Origin of the sequence: Chryseobacterium sp. SC28, assembly GCF_003932955.1 — a bacterium.
Lineage (GTDB): Bacteria > Bacteroidota > Bacteroidia > Flavobacteriales > Weeksellaceae > Epilithonimonas.
Map to the genome: position 1 here is coordinate 24,574 of NZ_QOVY01000018.1, position 21,964 is coordinate 46,537.

The 21,964-nt window shown below is 41.5% G+C and carries 19 protein-coding genes; 12 read left to right on the forward strand and 7 right to left on the reverse strand.

The annotated features are described in order from the left end of the window. Positions 1-99 precede the first annotated feature (99 nt). Genes DTW91_RS10120 through DTW91_RS10130 form a run of 3 tightly spaced genes read left to right on the forward strand, consistent with a single transcriptional unit; the run spans position 100 to position 3,871 of the window. Positions 100-1,329: an ABC transporter permease gene (locus DTW91_RS10120; protein WP_125203267.1), complete on the forward strand. Its 1,230-nt coding sequence runs from the start codon at positions 100-102 to the stop codon at positions 1,327-1,329. 31 nt (positions 1,330-1,360) lie between these two features. Further along, positions 1,361-2,629, forward strand: coding sequence for an ABC transporter permease (locus DTW91_RS10125; RefSeq protein ID WP_228412704.1), 1,269 nt, complete (start codon positions 1,361-1,363; stop codon positions 2,627-2,629). A gap of 42 nt (positions 2,630-2,671) precedes the next feature. Further along, positions 2,672-3,871 carry an efflux RND transporter periplasmic adaptor subunit gene (locus DTW91_RS10130; protein WP_185144770.1) on the forward strand — a complete coding sequence of 400 codons (1,200 nt, stop codon included), beginning with the start codon at positions 2,672-2,674 and terminating at the stop codon, positions 3,869-3,871. A gap of 238 nt (positions 3,872-4,109) precedes the next feature. Here the strand turns inward: DTW91_RS10130 and DTW91_RS10135 are convergent, their stop codons facing one another. The 3 genes from DTW91_RS10135 to dapF are packed head-to-tail and all read right to left on the reverse strand — an operon-like array spanning position 4,110 to position 8,517. Continuing rightward, on the reverse strand, positions 4,110-6,659 hold the full coding sequence (locus tag DTW91_RS10135) for a TonB-dependent receptor domain-containing protein (protein ID WP_125203269.1): 2,550 nt from the start codon (positions 6,657-6,659) through the stop codon (positions 4,110-4,112). A 28-nt stretch (positions 6,660-6,687) separates the two neighbouring features. Further along, positions 6,688-7,713: an endolytic transglycosylase MltG gene (mltG, locus tag DTW91_RS10140; RefSeq protein WP_125203270.1), complete on the reverse strand. Its 1,026-nt coding sequence runs from the start codon at positions 7,711-7,713 to the stop codon at positions 6,688-6,690. Positions 7,714-7,740: 27 nt separating this feature from the next. Further along, complete coding sequence (gene dapF, locus DTW91_RS10145) at positions 7,741-8,517, reverse strand: diaminopimelate epimerase (RefSeq protein WP_125203271.1); 777 nt, start codon at positions 8,515-8,517, stop codon at positions 7,741-7,743. A gap of 261 nt (positions 8,518-8,778) precedes the next feature. On the opposite strand from dapF, the gene DTW91_RS10150 reads away from it, so the two are divergent. Further along, positions 8,779-9,336 (forward strand): RNA polymerase sigma factor, encoded by a 558-nt coding sequence (locus tag DTW91_RS10150; RefSeq protein ID WP_125203272.1) that lies wholly within the window; start codon positions 8,779-8,781, stop codon positions 9,334-9,336. Between the two features lie 17 nt (positions 9,337-9,353). Further along, complete coding sequence (gene lipA / locus DTW91_RS10155; RefSeq protein ID WP_125203273.1) at positions 9,354-10,208, forward strand: lipoyl synthase; 855 nt, start codon at positions 9,354-9,356, stop codon at positions 10,206-10,208. A gap of 22 nt (positions 10,209-10,230) precedes the next feature. Here lipA and DTW91_RS10160 read toward each other — a convergent pair whose 3' ends face one another. Then, on the reverse strand, positions 10,231-10,416 hold the full coding sequence (locus DTW91_RS10160; RefSeq protein WP_125203274.1) for a hypothetical protein: 186 nt from the start codon (positions 10,414-10,416) through the stop codon (positions 10,231-10,233). A gap of 171 nt (positions 10,417-10,587) precedes the next feature. Here DTW91_RS10160 and DTW91_RS10165 point away from each other — a divergent pair, with 171 nt between their 5' ends. Beyond that, positions 10,588-11,931 (forward strand): ammonium transporter, encoded by a 1,344-nt coding sequence (locus tag DTW91_RS10165; protein ID WP_125203275.1) that lies wholly within the window; start codon positions 10,588-10,590, stop codon positions 11,929-11,931. A 287-nt stretch (positions 11,932-12,218) separates the two neighbouring features. Further along, the gene (locus tag DTW91_RS10170; protein ID WP_125203292.1) at positions 12,219-13,547 is read left to right on the forward strand and encodes a hydroxymethylglutaryl-CoA synthase family protein; all 1,329 of its coding nucleotides are present in this window, start codon (positions 12,219-12,221) and stop codon (positions 13,545-13,547) included. Positions 13,548-13,601: 54 nt separating this feature from the next. Here the strand turns inward: DTW91_RS10170 and DTW91_RS10175 are convergent, their stop codons facing one another. Both DTW91_RS10175 and DTW91_RS10180 read right to left on the reverse strand, forming a co-directional pair. Beyond that, positions 13,602-14,600: an alpha/beta fold hydrolase gene (locus DTW91_RS10175; protein WP_125203276.1), complete on the reverse strand. Its 999-nt coding sequence runs from the start codon at positions 14,598-14,600 to the stop codon at positions 13,602-13,604. Positions 14,601-14,746: 146 nt separating this feature from the next. After that, entirely contained in the window at positions 14,747-16,264 is a 1,518-nt protein-coding gene (locus tag DTW91_RS10180) for a sodium:solute symporter (RefSeq protein WP_125203277.1), read from the reverse strand. A 130-nt stretch (positions 16,265-16,394) separates the two neighbouring features. On the opposite strand from DTW91_RS10180, the gene DTW91_RS10185 reads away from it, so the two are divergent. The 4 genes from DTW91_RS10185 to DTW91_RS12735 all read left to right on the forward strand — a co-directional run bounded on the left by DTW91_RS10185 (position 16,395) and on the right by DTW91_RS12735 (position 19,434). Then, the gene (locus tag DTW91_RS10185; RefSeq protein WP_125203278.1) at positions 16,395-16,967 is read left to right on the forward strand and encodes a YceI family protein; all 573 of its coding nucleotides are present in this window, start codon (positions 16,395-16,397) and stop codon (positions 16,965-16,967) included. Positions 16,968-17,300: 333 nt separating this feature from the next. Next, on the forward strand, positions 17,301-18,401 hold the full coding sequence (locus DTW91_RS10190) for a glycosyltransferase family 1 protein (protein ID WP_125203279.1): 1,101 nt from the start codon (positions 17,301-17,303) through the stop codon (positions 18,399-18,401). Beyond that, the gene (locus DTW91_RS10195) at positions 18,370-19,164 is read left to right on the forward strand and encodes a UDP-galactopyranose mutase (protein ID WP_228412705.1); all 795 of its coding nucleotides are present in this window, start codon (positions 18,370-18,372) and stop codon (positions 19,162-19,164) included. Before DTW91_RS10190 ends, DTW91_RS10195 begins: the two co-directional genes overlap by 32 nt. A 96-nt stretch (positions 19,165-19,260) precedes the next feature. Further along, complete coding sequence (locus DTW91_RS12735; protein WP_185144771.1) at positions 19,261-19,434, forward strand: hypothetical protein; 174 nt, start codon at positions 19,261-19,263, stop codon at positions 19,432-19,434. Positions 19,435-19,577: 143 nt separating this feature from the next. Here the strand turns inward: DTW91_RS12735 and DTW91_RS10200 are convergent, their stop codons facing one another. Next, positions 19,578-21,083 carry a trypsin-like peptidase domain-containing protein gene (locus tag DTW91_RS10200; RefSeq protein WP_125203280.1) on the reverse strand — a complete coding sequence of 502 codons (1,506 nt, stop codon included), beginning with the start codon at positions 21,081-21,083 and terminating at the stop codon, positions 19,578-19,580. Between the two features lie 335 nt (positions 21,084-21,418). Between DTW91_RS10200 and DTW91_RS10205 the strand changes: the two genes are divergently transcribed. Beyond that, positions 21,419-21,895 carry a hypothetical protein gene (locus DTW91_RS10205; RefSeq protein ID WP_125203281.1) on the forward strand — a complete coding sequence of 159 codons (477 nt, stop codon included), beginning with the start codon at positions 21,419-21,421 and terminating at the stop codon, positions 21,893-21,895. Positions 21,896-21,964: the final 69 nt, after the last annotated feature.

Below are 21,964 nucleotides of genomic sequence, written 5' to 3' on the forward strand. Positions count from 1 at the left end.
AACCATTAACCATTAACCATTAACCATTAACCATTAACCATTAACAATTAACCATTAACAATTAACCATTAACAATTAACCATTAACCATTAAAAAAGGATGTTCGATATAGACCGCTGGCAAGAAATCTTCAGTTCCATCCGCAGTAATGTATTGCGGACGATACTTTCCGGTTTTACGGTGGCGCTTGGTCTCTTCATTTTCATTGTTTTATTCGGGATAGGAAATGGTCTCAATAATTCTTTTGCAAAGGCATTTACCCGAGATGCGACCAACTTGATAATGATCTTTGGCGGCAAAACCACGCTTCCCTACGCAGGATTGCAATCGGACAGAACTATCACGCTGCGTAACGACGATTTCGATGCGGTGGTGAAAGAAAGTGAAGGCAAATTGGAATATGCATCGCCCCGATACCAAACCAATCTGATGGTGAAATATGGCAAAGAAAGCGGTAACTATCAGGTCAATGGCGTTTGGGGCGATGAAAAATTTCTGGAGAACCGCACAATGATCGATGGGCGATATATCACAGAGCGGGATAATGAACTAAAGCAAAATGTGGCCGCCATAGGAAGAATGGTCTGGCGAGATTTGATACGGGACGGCAATCCCATCGGCAAAGATCTGAACATCAATGGGACGATGTTCAAAGTAGTGGGGGTTTTCTCGGATCCCGGCGGCGATTGGGACGAGCGGCACATTTCCGTTCCGCTTTCTACCCTGCAGCAGCTGAAAAAAGGCTCGGACACCGTGAGCACCGTTATGCTTTCTTATAATCCGAATATGACACCGGAGGAGGGCGTAAAATATGGTGAGGAATTAGAGAAAAAGATTAAGGCAAAACACAAAATATCACCCGACGACCCGCAGGGAATCCGGGTTAGCAATAATGCTGTAAACACTCAGGATTCTTTTGCTTTCTTGTTTGTGATTACAGCAGTAGTGGGCTTCATTGGACTTGGGACTTTGCTGGCAGGGGTCATTGGCATCAGCAATATTATGGTTTACATCGTCAAGGAAAGAACCAAGGAAATTGGAGTTAGAAAGGCGATCGGCGCAAAACCGGCAGAAATCGTAGCGCTTATTTTGCAGGAAAGTATCGTGATTACGGTCATTTCCGGCTTGGTGGGCGTGGGGCTGGGTGTTTTAGCACTGAAGTTGATCGGGAACAATCTGGAGGATTATTTTATCACCGATCCTTCCGTAGGATGGGGCCTGATTGCCGTTGCGTTTTTCTGCCTCGTCTTTGCAGGCTCTATTGCCGGATTTGTGCCGGCATACAGAGCATCAAAAATAAAACCCATTGAGGCCTTAAGAAACGATTAAGAGATAAAATTAAAATTCATCCCAAAAGAACGTGAATATACTTTTCAAACGAGATACCTGGCAAGAGATTTATTATTCCCTTCGGAACAATAAACTGAGAACTTTTCTTACGATGATAGGCGTGGGATGGGGTATGTTTTTGTACGTCAGCCTTTTGGGTGCTGCCAAGGGAATGGAGAACGGGTTTAATAAATTATTTTCCGGTTTTGCCACCAACTCTATTTTTCTATGGCCTCAAAGTACCAATATTCCGTATGATGGTTTTGCTAAGGGCCGAAAGATGGATCTGCATCTGAAAGACATCGATTACATCTCCAAAAAAATCCCGGAGATAGATTACATTTCGCCCCAAAGCGTAAGAGGAAATTTTGGTAGCGCCGGCGAGCAGATTTCCAGAAACGGACTGAAAAATACTTATATGATTACCGGCGATTATCCTGTGGGTAACAAGATTTCTAAGAAGAAATTGCTATTCGGAAGATATATTAATGATGCGGATATTCGGGACAAAAAAAATGTCATCGTGATCGGAGAGGAGATTTACAAAAATCTTTTCGATGCCAAGAAAAATGAAGATCCAATCGGCAAATCGGTCAATTTAAAAGGTGTTTTTTTTAAAGTCATCGGCGTTTTTCGTGTATCGAGAAATGGCGGAATGGAGAACGACCACTCGGCCTACATTCCGTTTTCTACCTATGCCGGACTATATAATGAAGGTGATAAAGTCGGTTTTTTAGCCATCGTCGGCAAGCCCAATGCAGAAGCGGCGGTCATAGAAACCAAAGTGAAAGATGAACTCAAAAAAATCAACCACGTATCTCCGGAAGATACCAATGCGTTTGGCAGTTTCAATCTGGCTAAAGAATTCAAAAAAGTTACAGGATTTCTCACAGGAATGCAGCTGCTCACCATCACCGTCGGAACTTTGACGATCTTGGCCGGCGTGATCGCCATCTCCAATATCTTATTGATTACCGTCAAAGAAAGAACTAAAGAGATAGGAATCCGAAGAGCTCTGGGCGCCAAGCCGGCTGAGGTGCGCAATCAGATTTTGCTGGAAAGTGTGGTTATCACTTTATCATCGGGATTATTGGGTTTTTTGTCCGGCATCTTCCTGCTCATCATCCTTAATATTGCAACGATGAACAATGATAATTTCCCGTTCTCCAATCCGAGAGTCGATTACGGAAACGTATTTGTGGCGATGGCCATTATGATTTTCCTAGGTCTATTGATCGGACTGATTCCCGCGCAAAGAGCGGTAAAAATCCGCCCAATCGAAGCCCTGAGAACAGAATAACAATTAATATTAACCCAATTCAAAAACTATATTTCTATTATAATGGAAAAAAAGAAATTTACTGTCAAAAGAGCCCTTTATATATTTCTGGGTTTGCTATTCGTGGCGGCTGTGGTAGTAGGCATCGGCTATCTCATCAAATCTAATTCTGCAGAAAACGAAGTGTTCCTCACGAGAAAGCCAACGATCCAGAATCTGGACGATAAAGTGATGGCCACCGGCAAGATAGAACCGCGCGAAGAAATCGAAATCAAGCCCAATATTGCGGGAATCATTCAAAGTATTAATGTGAAAGAAGGCGATAAGGTGCAAGCCGGCCAACTCATCGCAACAATCAGAATTGTGCCCAATATCACGGAGGTTAATAACGCTCTGATGCAGGTGAATAATGCCCAGATTCAGGTTGCGAATGCGAATGTCAATGTTCAGAACCAGCGGCAGCAATACGAGATGCAGGCGAAGCTCTACAAGCAAGGGGTCATTTCCAAACAAGAATACATCACGGCCGAGCAACAGCTGCAGACCACTATCCAACAGCAAAAACTGGCGCTTCAAAGTTTGAATGCCGCGCAAAAACAATTGCAAATCGTGCGAACCGGTGCCACACCGGAGTTGGAAAGTATGGCTACCACGCAAGTGCGGGCAAAAGCAGCCGGTACCGTTTTGGAAATCCCCGTAAAGGTGGGCAGCCAAGTTATTGAGGCCAACTCCTTCAATGCGGGAACAACGATTTGTTCTATTGCGGATCTCAATTCATTAATCTTCAAAGGTGATATAGACGAAGCGCAAGCCGGAAAACTGAAACAAGGAATGGATATGAATGTGATCATCGGCGCATTGCAGAACAAAACTTTCCCCGGCAAATTGACTTTGATTGCGCCCAAAGGAAAAGAAGAAAGCGGAACCATAAAATTTGCAGTGGAAGGCGATGTTTACAACAAAACGGGAGAATATATCCGCGCAGGCTTCAGTGCCAATGGCGAGATCTTGTTGAGTTCTCAGAAAAATGCCCTGCTTCTGGATGAGTCGCTGATACAATATGAAAAAGCCGCCGGCGGCCAAGACAAAGCCTTCGTAGAAGTGAAGCAACCCAACGGAAGTTTCAAAAAAACCTACGTGAAATTGGGTGCCAGCGATGGGATCAACGTTCAGATACTTTCCGGAATAGGTAAAGATGCGGAGGTCAAAGTTTGGAATCCTTCCGATAAAGACAAGGAGGAACTGAAGGAGAAGAAAAATTAGAGCGTTTAAGATGATTTTATTTTTATAATCATTAAAATCCGTCTTCCTATTTGTAGCGAGACGGATTTTTTTGTAATCCTTCACCAATTCTCCTCAGTTCGTGTCGAAATTTCAATAAAATCTTCTTGATGAAATCAGCAATTCGTCAAGGCAGCAAGGGAAATAGCAGACTGCACAAAAAATCCCCGGTAAATGATTTTACCGAGGACTGTTGATTTTAAATTAAAGAGTACTAAACTTACATTGGAGGCATATCCTCGCCCCCGGGTGCATTGGCGTTGATGTCTATTTTCTTTTTCTGTAATTCAATTTTTTCTCCTTGTTTGAAACGGTACGTAAAGGATATCGAAAACTGTCTCGGACTCCACTGCATATACTGATATTGTTCGTAGCTGGGTGCCAGGGTGGTGCTCTCTCTGGCTCTTGTGTTAAAAATATCTTGGATGTTGAAGGCAAGGGTACCATCGCCTTTGAGGACGGTTCTTGTGGCTCCGAAATTGATGGCATACATCGCGTCTCTATCCATACTGGCCGTCGTTTCCGGACCTCGGTAAAAACCTTGTATTTGGAAAGACGTTTTTTTATCGGGGCGGAAAGTGCTGGTAAGTCTTATTCTGGATGAGAATCCTTCGCCATCGTAACTGAACTCGTTGTACGAACCGGAATTGCTGTAACCATACAAATCTATGTTACCCATAATTCTCCACCATTTGAAAGGGTCATAAGTAGCATTAAGATCCAGACCATAATTGGTCTCCGAGCCGGCATTTACCGGCATTCTGTACAGAACCGTGGAGCCTTGCGAGTCTAAGCCGTTGTACTGATAAAAATTGACTTCATCTTGCGATTTTTTGAAGTACAGCGTGGGATTAAAAACAATTTTACTTTTAGATAGGCTGTAACCGAGTTCAAATGAATTTTCGTAGGTCGGATTAAGGTCCGGATTCCCCAAAAACAAACTTCTGTCGTTTCCGAAAGACGTAAAGGGAATCAGAAACCAAGAGCGCGGTCTGTTGATTCTTCTCGAATAGTTCAATAATATCTGATTGCTTTTATCCAGATTATAACTTAAAAATACGCTGGGGAAAAGGCCTGTATAATTTTTCGACACCTCTACCAGTTCGGCAGTCTCCAAGCTTTTGAAACTTACATCCACATTTGTGTTTTCTGCGCGCAAGCCCAATTGATATCCCAAGTTTCCGATTTTACTTCGGAATTGGGAATAGGCTGCCGATATTTTTTCATCGTAACGGGTGTCGCTGGTGAATCTGTCGAGCGTTTCCAGAGGACTGCCGTCTATGCTTTGATTGACAAAATAGCTGTAATCATTATTGTTTGAATCATATCGGGCGCCGGCCTCCAATTTGGAAGCTTCGCCAATGGGCAGCTCGTAATCGGCCTTGGCTAGGAATGTGGTATTTTTGGAATCATTCAAGGTATTATTGATGGTGGCTTGGCTGCTACCGTCGCTGGTAAAACTTGTTTGGTCAATGACGCCCGAACTGTTGGTTTTATTGGTTTGGTAACTCGTAGCGAGGCTCAGCAGCTGACCTTTGTCTCCAATTTTCTGATCAAAACCGAGATCTGCTTGAAACGAATTGTTGTCCCGCAGCGATTCGTTGATGCGTAAAGAATTTTTGTCTAAGAACGTATACGCAGGAAGATTGGGATCTGCCGTATTTTGGTTGATGATCCTGTCCTCAGTTTTAATAGTTTCCGTCCCTTCGTTTTCGAAACTTCTGAACATCACCGAAGCATTCAAGGAGGATTTTTCTGTAAGATCCACCACGAAACCGCTGTTTACATTATAGTTTTTGCTTTCGCTTTTCGTTTCTCCCCGCTGATCGGTGTATAGACTTGCATTATCTGCTAAAGTAGAAGGATCCAATATATAGTTGTAGGTCGAGTTGTTTTTGGATTTATTTCTGTTGTAGCTTCCGCCTCCGTTGATATAGTAAGTCCATGCGCCTTTTTTCCAGCTGAGACTTGTGTTGAGTCTCGTGTTGGGAAGGTAGCCCAGAGTTCCTTCTACACTACCGTTGAAGCCCATCTTCGAAGATTTCTTAAGGATGATATTTAGAATTCCCGCCGTTCCGCTTGCTTCGAATTTGGACGATGGATTGGTGATGACTTCAATTTTTTCGATCTGATCTGCCGGTATCGATTTCAGTGCATCTGCGCCATCATCAATGCCTAATAACGAGGATGGCTTGCCGTTGATTAAAAATCTGATATTCGAATTCCCTCTCATCGACACAGTGCCGTCGGTATCCACAGAAACAGACGGAACATTTGATAGAACATCTTGGAGATTCCCTCCTTTGCTCACGATATCCTGAGACGGATCATAGGTCTTTTTATCGAGTTCCACTTTGTAAGGCTTCGTAGATGGCGCGGTAATCACGACTCCTTGGATGTCGGTAGTATTATCAAGATTGGCTTTGCCCGAAGAAACGATGACGAATGGTGCAATAGATCCAGCTTTTTCAATTTTGATGGTTTGGCTGAATTTTTTGTAATCAATAGCGTCGATACTGACTTCATACGTGCCGGGTACCAGTTCCAATTTAAATTTGCCCTCCGCATCTGCCAGCGCCGCATCGCTCCATTGTGCATTCTGTGTGTTTTTAAAAGTGATAGAAGAATATCCCACTGCGCCGTTGGCATCTTTGACGCTGCCTGAGATACTTACTTTCTGCTGAGCCATTACAAAACTGGCTGCTCCTATCGTGAAAGCCAAGCCAAAAGCTCTTTTTCGAATTACATTGACAATTTCCGTTCTTTTCATTGTTTATTGTTGATGAGCACTTGCTCTTTTATTTTATTTCTTTTCGATCCAGCCATTCTTGGTAGGCTTTCGCGTTTAGGGCATGCTCCGCTGCATTGTCTGTAAATTTGTGATATCCCGGTTTTTCGGGATCGGCGCACATAAAAATGTAATGATGATCGTCGGCATCCAAAACGGCATTCAGAGAACTCTTGTCCACAATACAAATGGGTCCCGGCGGGATGCCCTTGTTCGCATAAGTATTGTAAGGCGACTCTATTGTTAGGTCTTTGTAATAAAGTCTTTTGATCTTTCTGCTGAAGTTGCTCGCCTTGTTGATGGCGTAGATCACCGTGGGGTCGCTTTGCAATTTCATGCCTTTTCTGTAACGATTCAAATACAGGCCGGCGATGGTTTTCTGCTCGTCGGGTTTTCCGCCGGATTCTCTGTAAACGATCGAAGCCAAGGCATAAATCTGATCTCTCGTAAGCCCCGATCGTTTTTCTTTCTCAATTCTTTCCGCTGTCCAGAAGTTTTTATATTCGGTTTCAAATTTCTCGAAGAATTCCGTTGGCGTTACGGTCCAAAAGAATTCATAAGTGTTGTTGAAGAAATATTTCTTGAGATCTTCCGCGTTTTTATAACCTTTGCGGATGGCGATTTTATTCAATTCATTGGCAAAAGTCGCAGAGTCAATCTCGGTTTTTTTAGTTACCCTGCCCAGCATTTGATAGACGTCGTCAAAATCTTTGATTCGGAAGGAATTCGGCGTTTGATTGCCTGCCAAGATCATATTGACGATTTCGCGGTTGCTCATTCCCGACTTCATTTCATATCTTCCTGCCCGGTAGTTTTGGCTGAGCTTTTTCTCTTCGGCTACGCTTTTAAAATAATCTTTGTTTTTAATATAAGGCGAAATCGAATCTAATATTTGTTGTGCCGCAGCGCGATGAGGAATCAGTACAAATCCTTCTTTTGCTACGTTATTTCCGATATATTTATTATAAAATCTAATCCCGAAAAATCCGAGAATAACGATTGCGATAACAAATAGGATAAGAATTATTTTTTTCATTGTTTAAATTAAAAGGCAGGCTTTTTTCTAAATATTAATTTCCCCTTTAAAAACCTGATCTGCCGCACCTTCCAGCCAAATGTCCGAGAAACCGTCGCCGTTTTTCTCGGCATACACCTTCAGTTCCCCGCCCAAAACCTTTACCTCCACCGAGGTTTGATGGTTTTTATTCATAAAAGTTAAAGCCGCAGCGGTAACGCCTGTCCCGCAACTGTAGGTCTCGTCTTCCACGCCGCGTTCATACGTTCTTACAAACAATTGCCTCTCGGATAGGACTTCCACGAAGTTGACATTAATACCGCCTTCTTTATAAGTTTCAGAATTTCGGATTTCGTTACCATTTTCGAAAACTTTATAATTATTTAACGTTTCCACGTACTTCACGTAATGCGGCGAACCCGTGTTGAGCACAAAGTCCTTTCCTTGCGAAGAAATTTGATTGACATCCGACATTTTTAGCTTTACGATCCCGTTTTTGATCTCAGCTTCGTGCAGCCCGTCGATGGCGAGAAAAGACGTTTTGCTCTCGAAAATTCCTAAAAAATGAGCAAATGCCGCGATGCACCTTCCGCCGTTGCCACACATCGTACTTTCTCTACCGTCGGAATTGTAATAGACCATTTTGAAGTCCGCTTTGTCGCTATTTTCAAGAAGAATGAGACCATCGCCACCGATTCCGAAACGCCGGTCGCAGAGTTTTTCAATGAGTTCGGTGCTTTTTGGGAATTTCAAATCGCGGTTGTCGATCAGCACAAAATCGTTTCCTGTGCCTTGGTATTTATAAAATTGGATTGGATTGTTCATAAGTTCTTTTTTTACATAGATTGGAAAATGCGCCAGTTAGAATCCATTATTTTAAAATCGTCCCCAATTTTAAAATACTGATTATTAATCAATTGACTGTCTTTCTGTTGCTAAATTTGAGCCTGTAAAAGTAATGATTTTAAAATAATTGATCCAGACGAATGTTATTTAAATAAAATACACTGCTTCCCAATTATAGAATTTCTCGATCTTCAGCAATCTGTCTTTTTTAATTATAATCCTTATCTTTGTGAGTCTAAAATGAAAGAAGACCAGTTGCCCGCTCTTATCAAGAAAGCCCGAGACAGAGATCAAAAGGCTCAAACGCAGCTCATAAATTATTTTTGGGTCGATGTGTTCTCGTTTGTGATGAATAAAGTGAAGGATGAAAATGATGCCGACGAGATTACCGTTTCGGTATTTTCAAAAATCCTAAATAAATTGGATCTGTACGATCCCAGCTTCCAATTCAAAACTTGGATTCTGACAATTGCTCAAAACACTATTATCGATTTTTGGAGAAAGCGAAGCCGAGGAAACGAAGATCCAAACGCCGATCTCCAAGATCTGAAAAATGACTTTGCAAAATCGCCCGAGGAATTGCTAATCTCGGAAGAAGACCGGCAAAAGATCATCAAAATCATAGAAACAATGGATGCGAAGAATCAGGACGTCATCCGGCTCCGATTTTTTGAGGAAAAAAGTATCAAAGAAATTGCAGAGGAGCTCAATCTCTCCGTTGCCAACACCAAAGTGAGAATCATGCGTGCCAAAAAAATCTTGGCCGAATTATTAAAAGCAGACGAAACGGATTTTTAAATTAAAAAAAAATCAAAATGGAAGAAGAAATAAGTCAGAAACCCAAATGGATCCGCGTCAAATTGCCCACCGGACAAAACTACCGCGAACTGAGACATCTGGTAGATAAATATAAACTGAACACCATCTGCCAAAGCGGAAGCTGCCCCAATATGGGCGAATGCTGGGGCGAGGGAACCGCAACATTTATGATTTTGGGAAACATCTGTACAAGGAGTTGCGGCTTCTGCGGCGTGAAAACGGGAAAACCCTTGGATGTAAACTGGGACGAGCCGGAAAAAGTTGCCCGCTCTATTAAATTAATGAAAATCAAACACGCGGTCTTGACTTCCGTAGACCGCGATGATCTCAAAGATATGGGCTCCATCCTGTGGGCAGAAACGGTGAACGCGGTTCGCAGAATCGCTCCCGGAACTACGATGGAGACCTTGATACCGGATTTCCAGGGCATTACAAAACATCTGGACAGAATGGTGGAAGTGGCGCCAGAAGTGATCTCTCACAATATGGAAACAGTAAAACGCCTGACCCGAGAAGTGAGAATCCAAGCCAAATACGAACGCAGTCTGGAAGTATTGAGATATTTGAAAGAAGCCGGGCAAAACCGTACAAAGACCGGCCTGATGCTGGGCTTGGGCGAAACGAAAGGCGAGGTTTTCCAAACCATCGAGGACATCAGAAATGCCAATGTGGACGTCATCACAATCGGACAATATCTTCAGCCTACAAAAAAACACCTCCCCGTGAAACGTTTCATCACCCCGGAAGAATTCGATGAGTACCGGGATTTTGCCCGAAGTTTAGGATTCCGACACGTGGAAAGTTCGCCGTTGGTACGAAGTTCTTATCACGCCGAGAAGCATATTCATTAAAAATTTGAATTAAAAAAGACTCCTAAATGGAATCTTTGACACTTTGTTGGGGTTGTATATTTTCTGTTTTGTTCATGTTTTCCACTTGCTGCGGAATAAACATCATATAGACTAAATAGCCTATCAAAAATAAGGCTACTATCACGATAATTAAAATCATCGGACTTCTATTGGTTTCGCTGTCTGCTTTTGGGATATCTGATCTCATTTTGATTATTTTTGATTCTACTGCAAAACTAATGCCTGCCTATTAATGTGGTGTGTTTTTCACCATTTATTTATAATCTGCAAAATTTCTTGGGTCGCGGCAGGAAAATTCTATGTTTTTTAAAATTAACCCTATATATTTGTAGGGTCAAAATATTACATAGCCATAAAAATGAAAATCGAAAACCGTTGGATTGTTACTTTCATTATCATTAGTACTGTTTCTATCGCCGCTCTCTTCTGGCCCGCGCAGATCTCGATGCCGTCTCCGGGCACTTTTCTTGGCGCCGATAGTATCGTAGGCGCCGATGTGGGATGGATTTTAGCATCTTCCGGTTTGGTTTTATTGATGACGCCGGGACTTTCTTTTTTCTATGGCGGGATGGTTGGGAAGAAGAACGTGATCTCAACGATGTTGCAGAGTTTTATTGCTTTGGGCGTTATTAGTATTCTTTGGGTGCTCGTCGGCTTCAGTTTAGCTTTTGGCGAGCCTTTGGGAATCACCGTTAATGGGATTCATTACGGCTTGATCGGTAATCCCACCACGCATTTATTTTTTAATAATGTAGGCGTGTTGCCGCACAGCAGAATGGCTTCTACCATTCCGTTTGTGTTATTTGCACTATTTCAAATGAAATTCGCTGTTATTACGCCGGCTCTTATTACGGGATCTTTTGCAGAGCGCGTAAGATTTATTTCCTACTTATTATTTATGGTGCTTTTCAGCCTTTTCATTTATACGCCGCTTTGTCACATGGTTTGGCATCCGGACGGATTACTGAATAAATATTTCGGTGTTAAGGATTTTGCAGGAGGTACGGTGGTTCATATGAGTGCAGGATTTGCCGCTTTGGCCGGCGCTATGATGATTGGAAAACGAAAAAACCCGCACCACGAGCCTTCCAATATTCCGTTTGTAATTCTCGGAACAGGAATGCTTTGGTTCGGATGGTTCGGTTTCAACGCCGGTTCTGCTTTGGCAGCTAATGCAACGGCGGCAATGGCGTTCGGGACGACTACGGTTGCTTCTGCAACGGCGATGCTGTCTTGGATATTTTTCGATCGGGTCAATGGCCGCAAGGTTTCTGCTTTAGGCGCTTGTATCGGAGCGGTTGTCGGATTGGTCGCGATTACGCCGGCTGCAGGTTTTGTGACGATTCCCAATGCTATATTCATCGGATTTATTGCCTCTATTGTATCAAATCTGATGGTCAACTGGAAGCGGCTGAAAAAAGTGGACGACACCTTGGATGTTTTCGCGTGCCACGGCGTTGGTGGGATTATGGGGATGATTCTGACAGCCATCCTGGCTCAAGGAGAGAATGCAAGTCTTCTTCACGGCGGTTTTAGGGTGTTTGCACATCATATGATGGCCTTGGTTTTGGTTTCTGCTTTTACATTTTTAGGATCGTTGATTTTATATAAACTTACCGATATGATTATTCCTTTAAGAGTTACGGAAGATTCCGAAGATATTGGTTTGGACATTTCTCAGCACGACGAAACGTGGCTCTGAGGATACAAGATTGGATTGACTTGATTTTGATATGAAGAAAACCTCGCTGATATTTATTAGCGGGGTTTCTATTTTTTCAACCATAAAAGTTACAAAAGACAATGTTAAAAGATTTTCAAATGGGTAATTTTATCATTTTGCTTTTTTCAGCTTTAAATAATCGATAAAACTGTTGTGACTTTTGCGGTTTAATTCTGTAGCTTAATTTTCCCAAAACTTTCCCACAAAACACACCCAAATCCGCCAGAAAATCTCTAAATTCGTGTCTTAAATAATTTTTGAAAATGATGAAATTTGGAGTGGATGCTGCCAGTTTTTATGTGCCTTCTTTATATTTAGAAATCAAAGATCTTGCTGAGAAAAGAGGAATAGAACCTGCAAAATTGGAAAAAGGCTTGGGCTTGCGCAAAATGGCTTTGCCCGATGTTCACGAGGATGCAGCAACTTTCGCAGCAGAAGTTTTGCTTAAGTTAATTCAGGATTACCATCTCGATCCGAAAGAAATATCAAGAGTTTATCTCGGAACAGAAAGTGCTTTGGATGCTGCAAAACCAACCGCAACGTACGCCGTCCAAATGGTAGAAGAATTCTTGGCCGAAGTATTTGGCGAAAGAAGTTTCAGAAATTGCGATGTTGTGGATATCACTTTTGCCTGCGTGGGAGCAGTGGATGCCTTGCACAATTGTCTGGATTTTGTGCGAGCAAATCCTGCTAAAAAAGCGGTCGTCATTGCCAGCGATTATGCCAAATATGAGTTGGCTTCTTCCGGAGAATATACGCAAGGCGCCGGTGCGGTCGCATTATTGGTTTCCGCCAATCCGAGGTTGCTGGAGATCAATAATAATTGGGGTGTAGCCACAGAAAGCGTCTTCGATTTCTTCAAACCGCGACGTCACTTTTCTAAAGCCGATTTCCCAAACGCGCCGGAAAATTTTCCCGACAAAATTGAAGTGTTTACAGACGAGCCTATTTTCGACGGGCAATATTCAAACCAATGCTATCAAGATAGGATTCGCGAAGCTTATGAACATTACAAAGAGCAGACCTTCACTGTGCGCCCTTACGAAGATTGGCGATATCTGATTTTCCACCTCCCATACGCCTTTCACGGGAAAAGAGTTTTTACCGAGATCTACAGTTCGGAAAATCATTTGGATTATTCCGATGCAGAAAAACAAAAAGCAATTGCCAAATCTCAAGATTACATCGATTTCATTAATGAGAAAATCGAAAAATCTCAGCGCGCTTCGTCCGAAATAGGGAATATGTACACGGCTTCTATTTTTATGGCGCTATTCTCAGCTTTGCAAACTTCCTTCGACGAGAACGAAGAGTTGGCAGATCGGGAAATCGGGTTCTTGGCATACGGCAGCGGCTCCAAATCCAAAGTCTTCGTTGGCAAAGTTTCGCGGGAGTGGCAATCCATCGTAGAAAAATGGAATCTCTTTGAAATACTGAACAGCCGACTTGCCATAGATTTCGAAACCTATGAAAAGTTACACCGAAAACAGTTGCACACCTCGGTCAATCCGCATTATAAAGGTTTTGGACTGCTAAAAATTGAAACCGAAAATCCCGTTCTAAAAGGGGCAAGATATTACGGATATCAGAAATAGAATCCGACAAGCTTTAATCTCTAAAGAATTTTGAATGATGGATTCCGGCAAAGTTTAGTTCAAAAATTCTTTCAACGGTTTGATGAATTGGTCAAACACTTCGATGTGTGGCAGGTGTCCCACATTTTCTAATTCAACCAGTTTTGAACCTTTGATTTTTTTCTGGGTTTCTTTTCCGAGGATTTGATATTGCCCCATTTTTGCTGCAACAGCAGGATCTTTCACATTGTTTTTACCGATTGCCGTTCTGTCGCGAGTTCCGATGATTAACAACGTTGGAACGGACAAGTTTTGGAATTCATAGACTACCGGCTGCGTGAAAATCATATCCGAAGTTTTGGCGTTTACCAAAGCAACTATAGGATAGTCGGGAGATTTCGTCCAGCCTGTCAAGAGGTACACCCATTCGTCGTACTCCGGTTTCCAACGGTTGTCATAATAGAAATTGAGTTGGTATTTTTTGGCCGATTCGTAGTTGGATTTCAGTTCGGTTTTGTAGTTCTCGTCGATGGAAACATAGGGCGTCACCAGCTTCCAATCTTCCAGCCCGATCGGATTTTCTAAGATCAGTTTTTCTACCATTTCTGGGTACATCAGCGCAAATCTTGTCGCAACCATTCCGCCCATCGAATGGCCGAGCAGGGCTATTTTATCTATTTTTAAACCATCCAAAATCGCTTTTGTATTCTGTGCCAATTGCTGAAAGGAATATTGATAATCCGTAGGTTTTGACGACTTCCCAAATCCAATTTGATCGGGCGCTACGACTCGGAAACCATCTTTGGTCAAAGCTTGAATGGTCGTTTTCCAATAGGCGCCGTTGAAGTTTTTGCCGTGCAGCAGAACCACCGTTTTTCCGTTCGGTTTCTCGGGTTTTACGTCCATATACGCCATTTTCAGATCTTGGTTTTGGCTTTTAAAGTTCTGGAAATGAACTTCGTAGGGATATTCGTAATTGGTAAGCATAATGTCGAGAACCGGTCGATTTTGGGCAATGGTCTTTACGCTTGCGAGTATTGCTACGAGCGCCAATATTTTAATCAGATTTTTCATTTTTGTAAAATTTTGAATTCTTTAAACATTCCTAAGATTAAAAACAATATTTGCTCCAAAACCGATGATTTTTTTCGGTTTGTAAATAAACTTTATGCACAAATATTTTTATAATTTTTCCTTCTTAAATTACAATTGAAAATAATTCATTTTTTCCGCACCAACCACAATCCCAAAAACGTCAAAAATCCATTTAGAATAATCAGTTCCACGCCAATTCTGTAATCCGTATTATTGGTCACAAAAAGGTTAATCAGATAAGTCAAAACCGGCGCAAGAAGTGTTACGACCAAGATGGCGTATTTTTTTTCGATCGTAAATTTCGTCAAAATTCCGAAAGCAAATAATCCCAAAAGCGGTCCGTAAGTGTAACCCGCGATTTCCATTATCAGATATACAATGGACTTGTCATTCAGCGCTTTAAAAATCATTATTAATATAAAGAAAATGACGGTGAAGGTTAAATGGATTTTCATTCTCAGTCTTTTCTTTTGCTTCTCGGTTTTTTGCTGGTCTTCATTCATTCCTAAAAGATCGACGCAGAAGGAACTCGTAACTGCCGTCAAAGCACCATCAGCAGAGGGAAACAAGGCGGAGACCAATCCTATAATAAAAATAATAGAAAGTGCCAGCGGAAAATGCCCCAAAGACAAGGCCGGGAAAAGGTCGTCGCCCATAATATTCTTGATTTGGCCCGCAGAATCTCTGAACCCAAAGGCTCCATCGCCGTAAACGGCCCCGTTTTCCAATGCAAATAGGTAAAGCAAACCACCTAAAAAAAGGAAGGCCAAATTCACGATAAGTAAAGTTCCGGCAAAGGTGAGCATATTCTTTTTAGAGTTTTGCAGATTGTCTACGGAGATGTTTTTCTGCATCATTTCTTGGTCGAGACCCGTCATCGCGATTGTGATGAACATCCCGCCCAGAAGGGTTTTCAGGAAAAATGTTTTGGAATTGACATCGGAATTGATCAAATGCGTGTATTGCTTTTGCTCCAAAATTGAGTAGGCTTCGCCGAAAGACAGATTCAAATTTGATAAAATATAAACGATGCAGGCAATCAAACTGATGATCATAAACGATGTCTGCAGGGTGTCGGTAATTACAATCGTTTTCACTCCGCCTTCGAAAGTGTAGAGCAAAATCATCAGTAATAATACAAAAGCCGTCAGCCAGAAGGGAACGCCGAGATTCTCCAGTAGGAAAATCTGGAGAATGTTTACGACCAGATATAACCTCGCCGTGGCACCGATCGATCGGGAAATGATGAAGAAAATGGAACCAATTTTGTGCGCTTCTACGTTGAATCTTTTTCCCAGATAGGTGTAAATCGAAGTCAGATTCATCCTATAATACAACGGAAGCAAGACAAAAGCCACGATGAAATAGCCGATGAAAAAACCAATCACCATCATATAATATTCGAAGCCGCCAAAGGGATAGTCGCCCGCCGTGATCTTGCCCACCGTGCCGGGAACGGAAATAAAAGTGACACCCGAAAGTGAGGTACCGATCATCCCGAAAGCCACCAGCCACCATTTACTCTTCTTGTTGCCGATGAAAAACGACTGGTTGTCGGAATTGCGACTTGTGAAATACGCGATGACCAAAAGCCCTATAAAATAAGCAAATACGAAAAATAATAAAACGGTTCCGGGGTTCATTTTTGAATTTTGAATGCAGCAAAAATAGTTTTTTTTGGTCATAAAACTTTTATTGATCTACATCAATCGATAAAATCCTTTTTGGATTTAAATTTGCTATATGAGTTTCAAACAAATAAACGTTACCATTATGAAAAAGTTATTTTTATCATTTTTATTCGCTGCTTTCAGCGTTTTTGGTTTTTCACAAACCACTTGGAATGTAGATCCGATGCATTCTTCTTTCAATTTCAATATCAAACATATGGGAATCAGCTATGTGCAAGGCCGTTTCGACAAGTTTGAAGGAAAAGTCGTAACTCCTGCCGAGGATCTTACGGACGCGAAATTTGATTTTACGGTGTATACCAATTCAATCAATACCGGAGTAGAAATGCGTGACACGCATTTGAAAAGTGCCGAATTTTTTGACACGGCAAAGTATCCGGAAATGAAATTTGTAAGCACCTCCGTCAAAAAAGCCAAAGGAAACAACTATCTCCTAACCGGGAACCTGACGATTAAAGATGTTACAAAACCCATCACTGTAACTGCTGTATATGGCGGGAAAACCAAGGATCAACGAGGCAACGACAAAATGGGTTTCCAGACGATGTTTAAAATCAACCGACTGGATTACAACATCAGCTACGACCCAACGGGTGCCGGCGTTGCCAAAGATGTAGATGTTGCAGTCTATGTAGAGTTTACGAAAAGCAAATAAAAATTTTCCAATAAGTTCTTGAGCCACTCTAAGTTTTTAGGGTGGTTTTTTTGTGCCAGCATGGGGGTTTATAGCGCTGTGATTTTCTTTTTATAATTTATTCGCTACTTTTAAGTTGTTTTTTTTAACGATAATGTATTTTTTAGGTAAAAATATTCTTAAATAAAATTTAATTTACAAAAAATATAAAGTAAAATTTGGATAAAATAGGAATATGTTTATTATTTATAGATTGGTCTTTTTTTTGTTTGATATAGTATATTCTTAAGAACTATATAAATTCCTCTATATAGTGATTATTTTTTATAATTTCTATCAAATACCTATAAATGTATGAACAATATATTATGTTTTAGCCACCTGCAATGGAATTTCGTTTATCAACGTCCGCAGCATTTACTAACCCGATTTGCCAAGCAAAATAAAGTTTTTTATTTCGAAGAGCCGCGAAGTGGGCTTTCCGATTTCTACGAACTTAAATTGCAAGACGGTATTTCCATTATTCAGATGTTCCTGTCGGACGATTGTGAGAATCGAAATCTGAGACTAAAAAAATTGGTTAACAAAATTCTTGCAGATCAACATATTAGTAATTATTACTGCTGGTATTATACTCCTATGGCTTTGGAATATACTTCTCATCTGAAACCCGCCGTAACTATCTATGATTCAATGGACGAGCTTTCTGCCTTTCGCTTTGCACCTCCGCAATTATTAGAGTTGGAAGAGCAGCTTTTTAAGAAAGCAGATATTGTTTTTACTGGTGGCTACACGCTCTATCAGGCCAAAAAAAATAGGCATCACAATATCCATCCTTTTCCAAGCAGTATCGATAAGGAACATTTTCTGGCTGCCAGAAGAAATACTCCCGATCCTCAAGATCAAAAAAACATTCCCCATCCGAGACTCGGATTTTATGGCGTCATCGATGAGCGGTTTGATATTGAACTATTGCGGGAAATAGCTTTTAGTAGACCCGATTGGCATTTTGTAATCATCGGTCCGGTGGTGAAAATTGATAAAAAGGATTTGCCGAAAGCTCAAAATATTCATTATTTAGGTCCCAAAAAATATTCGGAATTACCGGATTATATGCGTCACTGGGATATTGCAATGGTAATGTTTGCGATTAATGAATCTACAGAATTCATCAGCCCCACCAAAACGCCTGAGTATCTTGCGGCCGGTCTTCCTGTCATTTCGACGCCGATAAAAGATGTTATAAAACCCTATGGCGAAGCCAATCTCGTTTATATTGCCGACAGCGCGGATAGTTTTATTGCGTATGCCGAAAAAGAACTGACTAAAAAGTGCAGAAAAAAATGGCTTATGAAGGTGGATGATTTCCTTGCAAACGAGTCTTGGGACAACACTTTCGAAAAAATGAATCTATTAATTAACAATGTCAAAAAAAGCAGCCAAAAATATGTATGATTTTTTAATTGTAGGATGTGGTTTCGCAGGTTCGGTTTTAGCGGAAAGACTGGCGGAGGCGGGAAAAAAAGTATTAATTGTGGATAAAAGGGATCATATTGGCGGTAATGCATACGATTTTTATGACACAGAAGGGATTCTGATTCACAAATACGGTCCCCATATTTTCCATACCAACTCAGAAGAAGTGTTCAGATATCTATCCAGATTCACACAATGGCGTCCATACGAACACAGAGTTCTAGCCAGTGTAGACGGGCAGTTGCTTCCGATTCCTATTAATTTGACAACAATTAACAAGCTGTATGGAAGGAATCTGACGTCCGATGAGGTAGTGAAATTTCTGGCTTCAAAAGCGGAACTTCGAAAACCTGTTTTGACCTCGGAAGATGTGGTGGTAAACGCTGTCGGAAAGGAACTGTACGAAAAATTTTTCCGTGGCTACACCAAAAAGCAGTGGAATCTGGATCCCTCGGAACTGGATGCTTCCGTGACTGCCAGAGTGCCAACGAGAACCAATAGCGACGACCGCTATTTCACAGACACCTATCAGGCAATGCCAAAAAATGGCTATACGCAGATGTTCAGAAATATGCTGTCGCACCCTAATATTCACATTATGCTCAACACCAATTATAAAGATATCGTCGATTTAATTCCCTATCAAAAATTGATTTATACGGGTCCGATCGACGCTTACTTCGACTATCAGTTCGGAAAACTGCCCTATCGAATCCGCTTTGGCGAAGTCTTCATTCTTTAATCGAGGAAGTTTTTGTTAATTATGGAAGGCCCATTGTTCTCTCGGAAACCAGTCATCCAGGACAAAATCGGCCCGCTTGGCTGTCCATGATACGAGATGAATGCGAAATTATTTGTCAATCTGGTCTTCCTTTTTTTGGATGCTGTATCTACCCGGTTATTGACCGTCCGGATTGGGATTTCCCGCATATTTGGCATCATAGCGGGCTGTGGGATATTACTGATGCCGAAAAACTGGAACGCGAGCCACACTCAGAAAGTCTTAAGGTAGTGAATACCTTCTCCGTGTTGGAGCGGAGCAGTTAACAGCCAATCTGCCTAAAAAAAATCCCTGATGATTTTAAAAATATGCAGTCATCGAAAAAGCCATCCTGATAAGAATGGCCTTTTTGCTTATTTTATTTTAAAAGGATTTTATGGCATTTTAAAACCTCGTGTCGTGATCCGGCCGTAGCTGTCCACATATTTTACTTGAACGTTGCCTTTATATCCGTTTAGGATTTTTTCTACATCTTTCTGCGTATTCACTGGTTTTCCGTTGATTTCCATCACGATGTAGTTATCAACCACACCAATTTTATCCATTTCACTACCTTCCACAACATTTTTTGCGATGACGCCGCTTTCAAGACCGTAGTCCGTTTTTACCCGTTCACTTAGCGGTTCGAATTCCGCTCCGATTTTTTCAGTGACGGTCAAATCCTCTTTGCTTCGGGTCGAAGTTCTGCCTTTGAGGTCTTTCAATGTCACATTTACGGTATTTTCTTTTCCGTTTCTGATGTACGTCACTGCTACTTTGTCGCCCGGTCTCTTGCTTCCTATGATAAACGAAAGATCAGAAAAACCGTTAATATAAGTATTATCTATTTTTATAATAATATCGCCCGGTTTTATTCCTGCATCTTCAGCACCACTTTTCTCGGTCACTTCGGTAACGTAAATACCGTCGCCGGTTTTCAAATTTTTCTTCTCTTTTTGATTGTAGGCTTCTACTTGCAGGGCATTAGAAAGATCCAAGCTTCCTACGCCCAGAAAACCTCGTTGCACCAAACCAAACTTCTTGATATCCTCCACAACTTTGCGGGCAAGGTTCGACGGTACTGCAAAACCATAGCCTTCGTAATAACCCGTTTTCGATTGGATGGCGGTATTGATGCCGATCAGATCACCGTTGACGTTTACAAGAGCACCCCCGCTATTCCCGGGATTAATAGCTGCATCTGTCTGTATAAAACTTTCGATCGGCGTTCTCGATTGTTGGCTTAGGATATCGATGCTTCTTCCTTTTGCCGATATGATCCCCGCTGTGACAGTAGAATTGAGCCCGAGCGGATTCCCTACAGCCAAAACCCATTGCCCCACTTCTGCCAAGTCGGAGTTGGCAAAATTGAGATAAGGCAAACCATTTTCTTCAATTTTTAAAAGAGAAATATCCGTATTGGGATCTGTACCGACCAACGTGGCGATGTAGGTTTTCTTGTTGCTCAAAACAACTTCCAATTTATTGGCACCTGCAACCACGTGATTATTGGAAATAATGTAACCGTCTGGCGAGATGATGACTCCAGAACCTAAACCGGAAGGCATGTTTTTAGGCGCTTGCTTCTGTCTTTGCTGGTTAGGTCCCAAAGGGCCAAAGAAAAACTCAAACATATCGATGTCGGGCATCGTTTGCGCGCGATCCTGATAATTTTTGATGGTTACAACAGCGGGAACCGTAGTTTTTGCAGCTTTTACAAAATCGTCGGCCACCGCAGAACCTATGCTCGCAAAAGCTGATTTATTGGAAGCCGTAGTGAAATAGGAGTAATCTTCTTTGCTGTTGTCCTGATCGAAATATTGACTCGCTCCGAAAACGGTTGCTCCGGAAATAACGCCGGTGACTACAAAAGGCATTAGTTTTTTTAAGGTATTCTTCATCTTATTATTCATTTCTATTTGGGATTATCATCTGACAAATTTAATGCTAAATTGGTCTGAACTAAAAAATTAGTGTTACAGTTTTAACGATATTTAACATTTTTACAAAACTCTTAGTAAAATTGGTGTTGGTTTTAAGTCAAATTGGCAGTTTTGGTATTCTCAAGCAACGCCGGATTGTTAATTTTTCTGCTTGCGAGTTTGGCGTCATAAATTAAAACGTTTGACTTACCGTATTTTGGCAAAACTTTTGTTCCTTGTTATTTTAGAAAGTTCCCGCTATTTCCGAAGAAAAGAATTTTCTTCAATTGCAATCAGAAAAAAATAAACCTATTATGGAAACAGAAAATATTGTCGAAAGACTCACCAAATACGAATTTGAAAAAAGTAATGTTTATACAGGTTTCAAATCGGTAGAAGAAGCGAGAAAATTCGCTGAAGAACGAAATGGCAAATTACTGGAGGTAGGCTTCCTCGATGGGAACGACAGCCCCGTGGAAGATGACTCTCAAAATCTTCTGGCGGAAAATAAATGTTACAAAGCCGTGGCAGGACCTGACTACCAATTTCTTTATTCAGCGGATGAAGGTTTTCAAGAAGCTGCAGAACAGTTAAAAGAAAGGCAGGCGGAGATTACGGAAAAAAGTCCCGACGAAAAGTACTTTTTTGATGCGGACTGGCAGATCACCGAAGATCCGGTTATTGTGCTCTTCAAAGGTAAAATTGTAGACGTCACTTCTCGCGAGAGATCGAAGTATCTGATGCATGCCAAAGTGTATGAAGTCGCCGTAAGTGTTCCGAAATCCGAATAAGATTGGCAAGATTATGCGGCTGGCAAATTTGTTCCGCTTCCCTTGTCTTCTAAAACTTTCGGGCTTGAT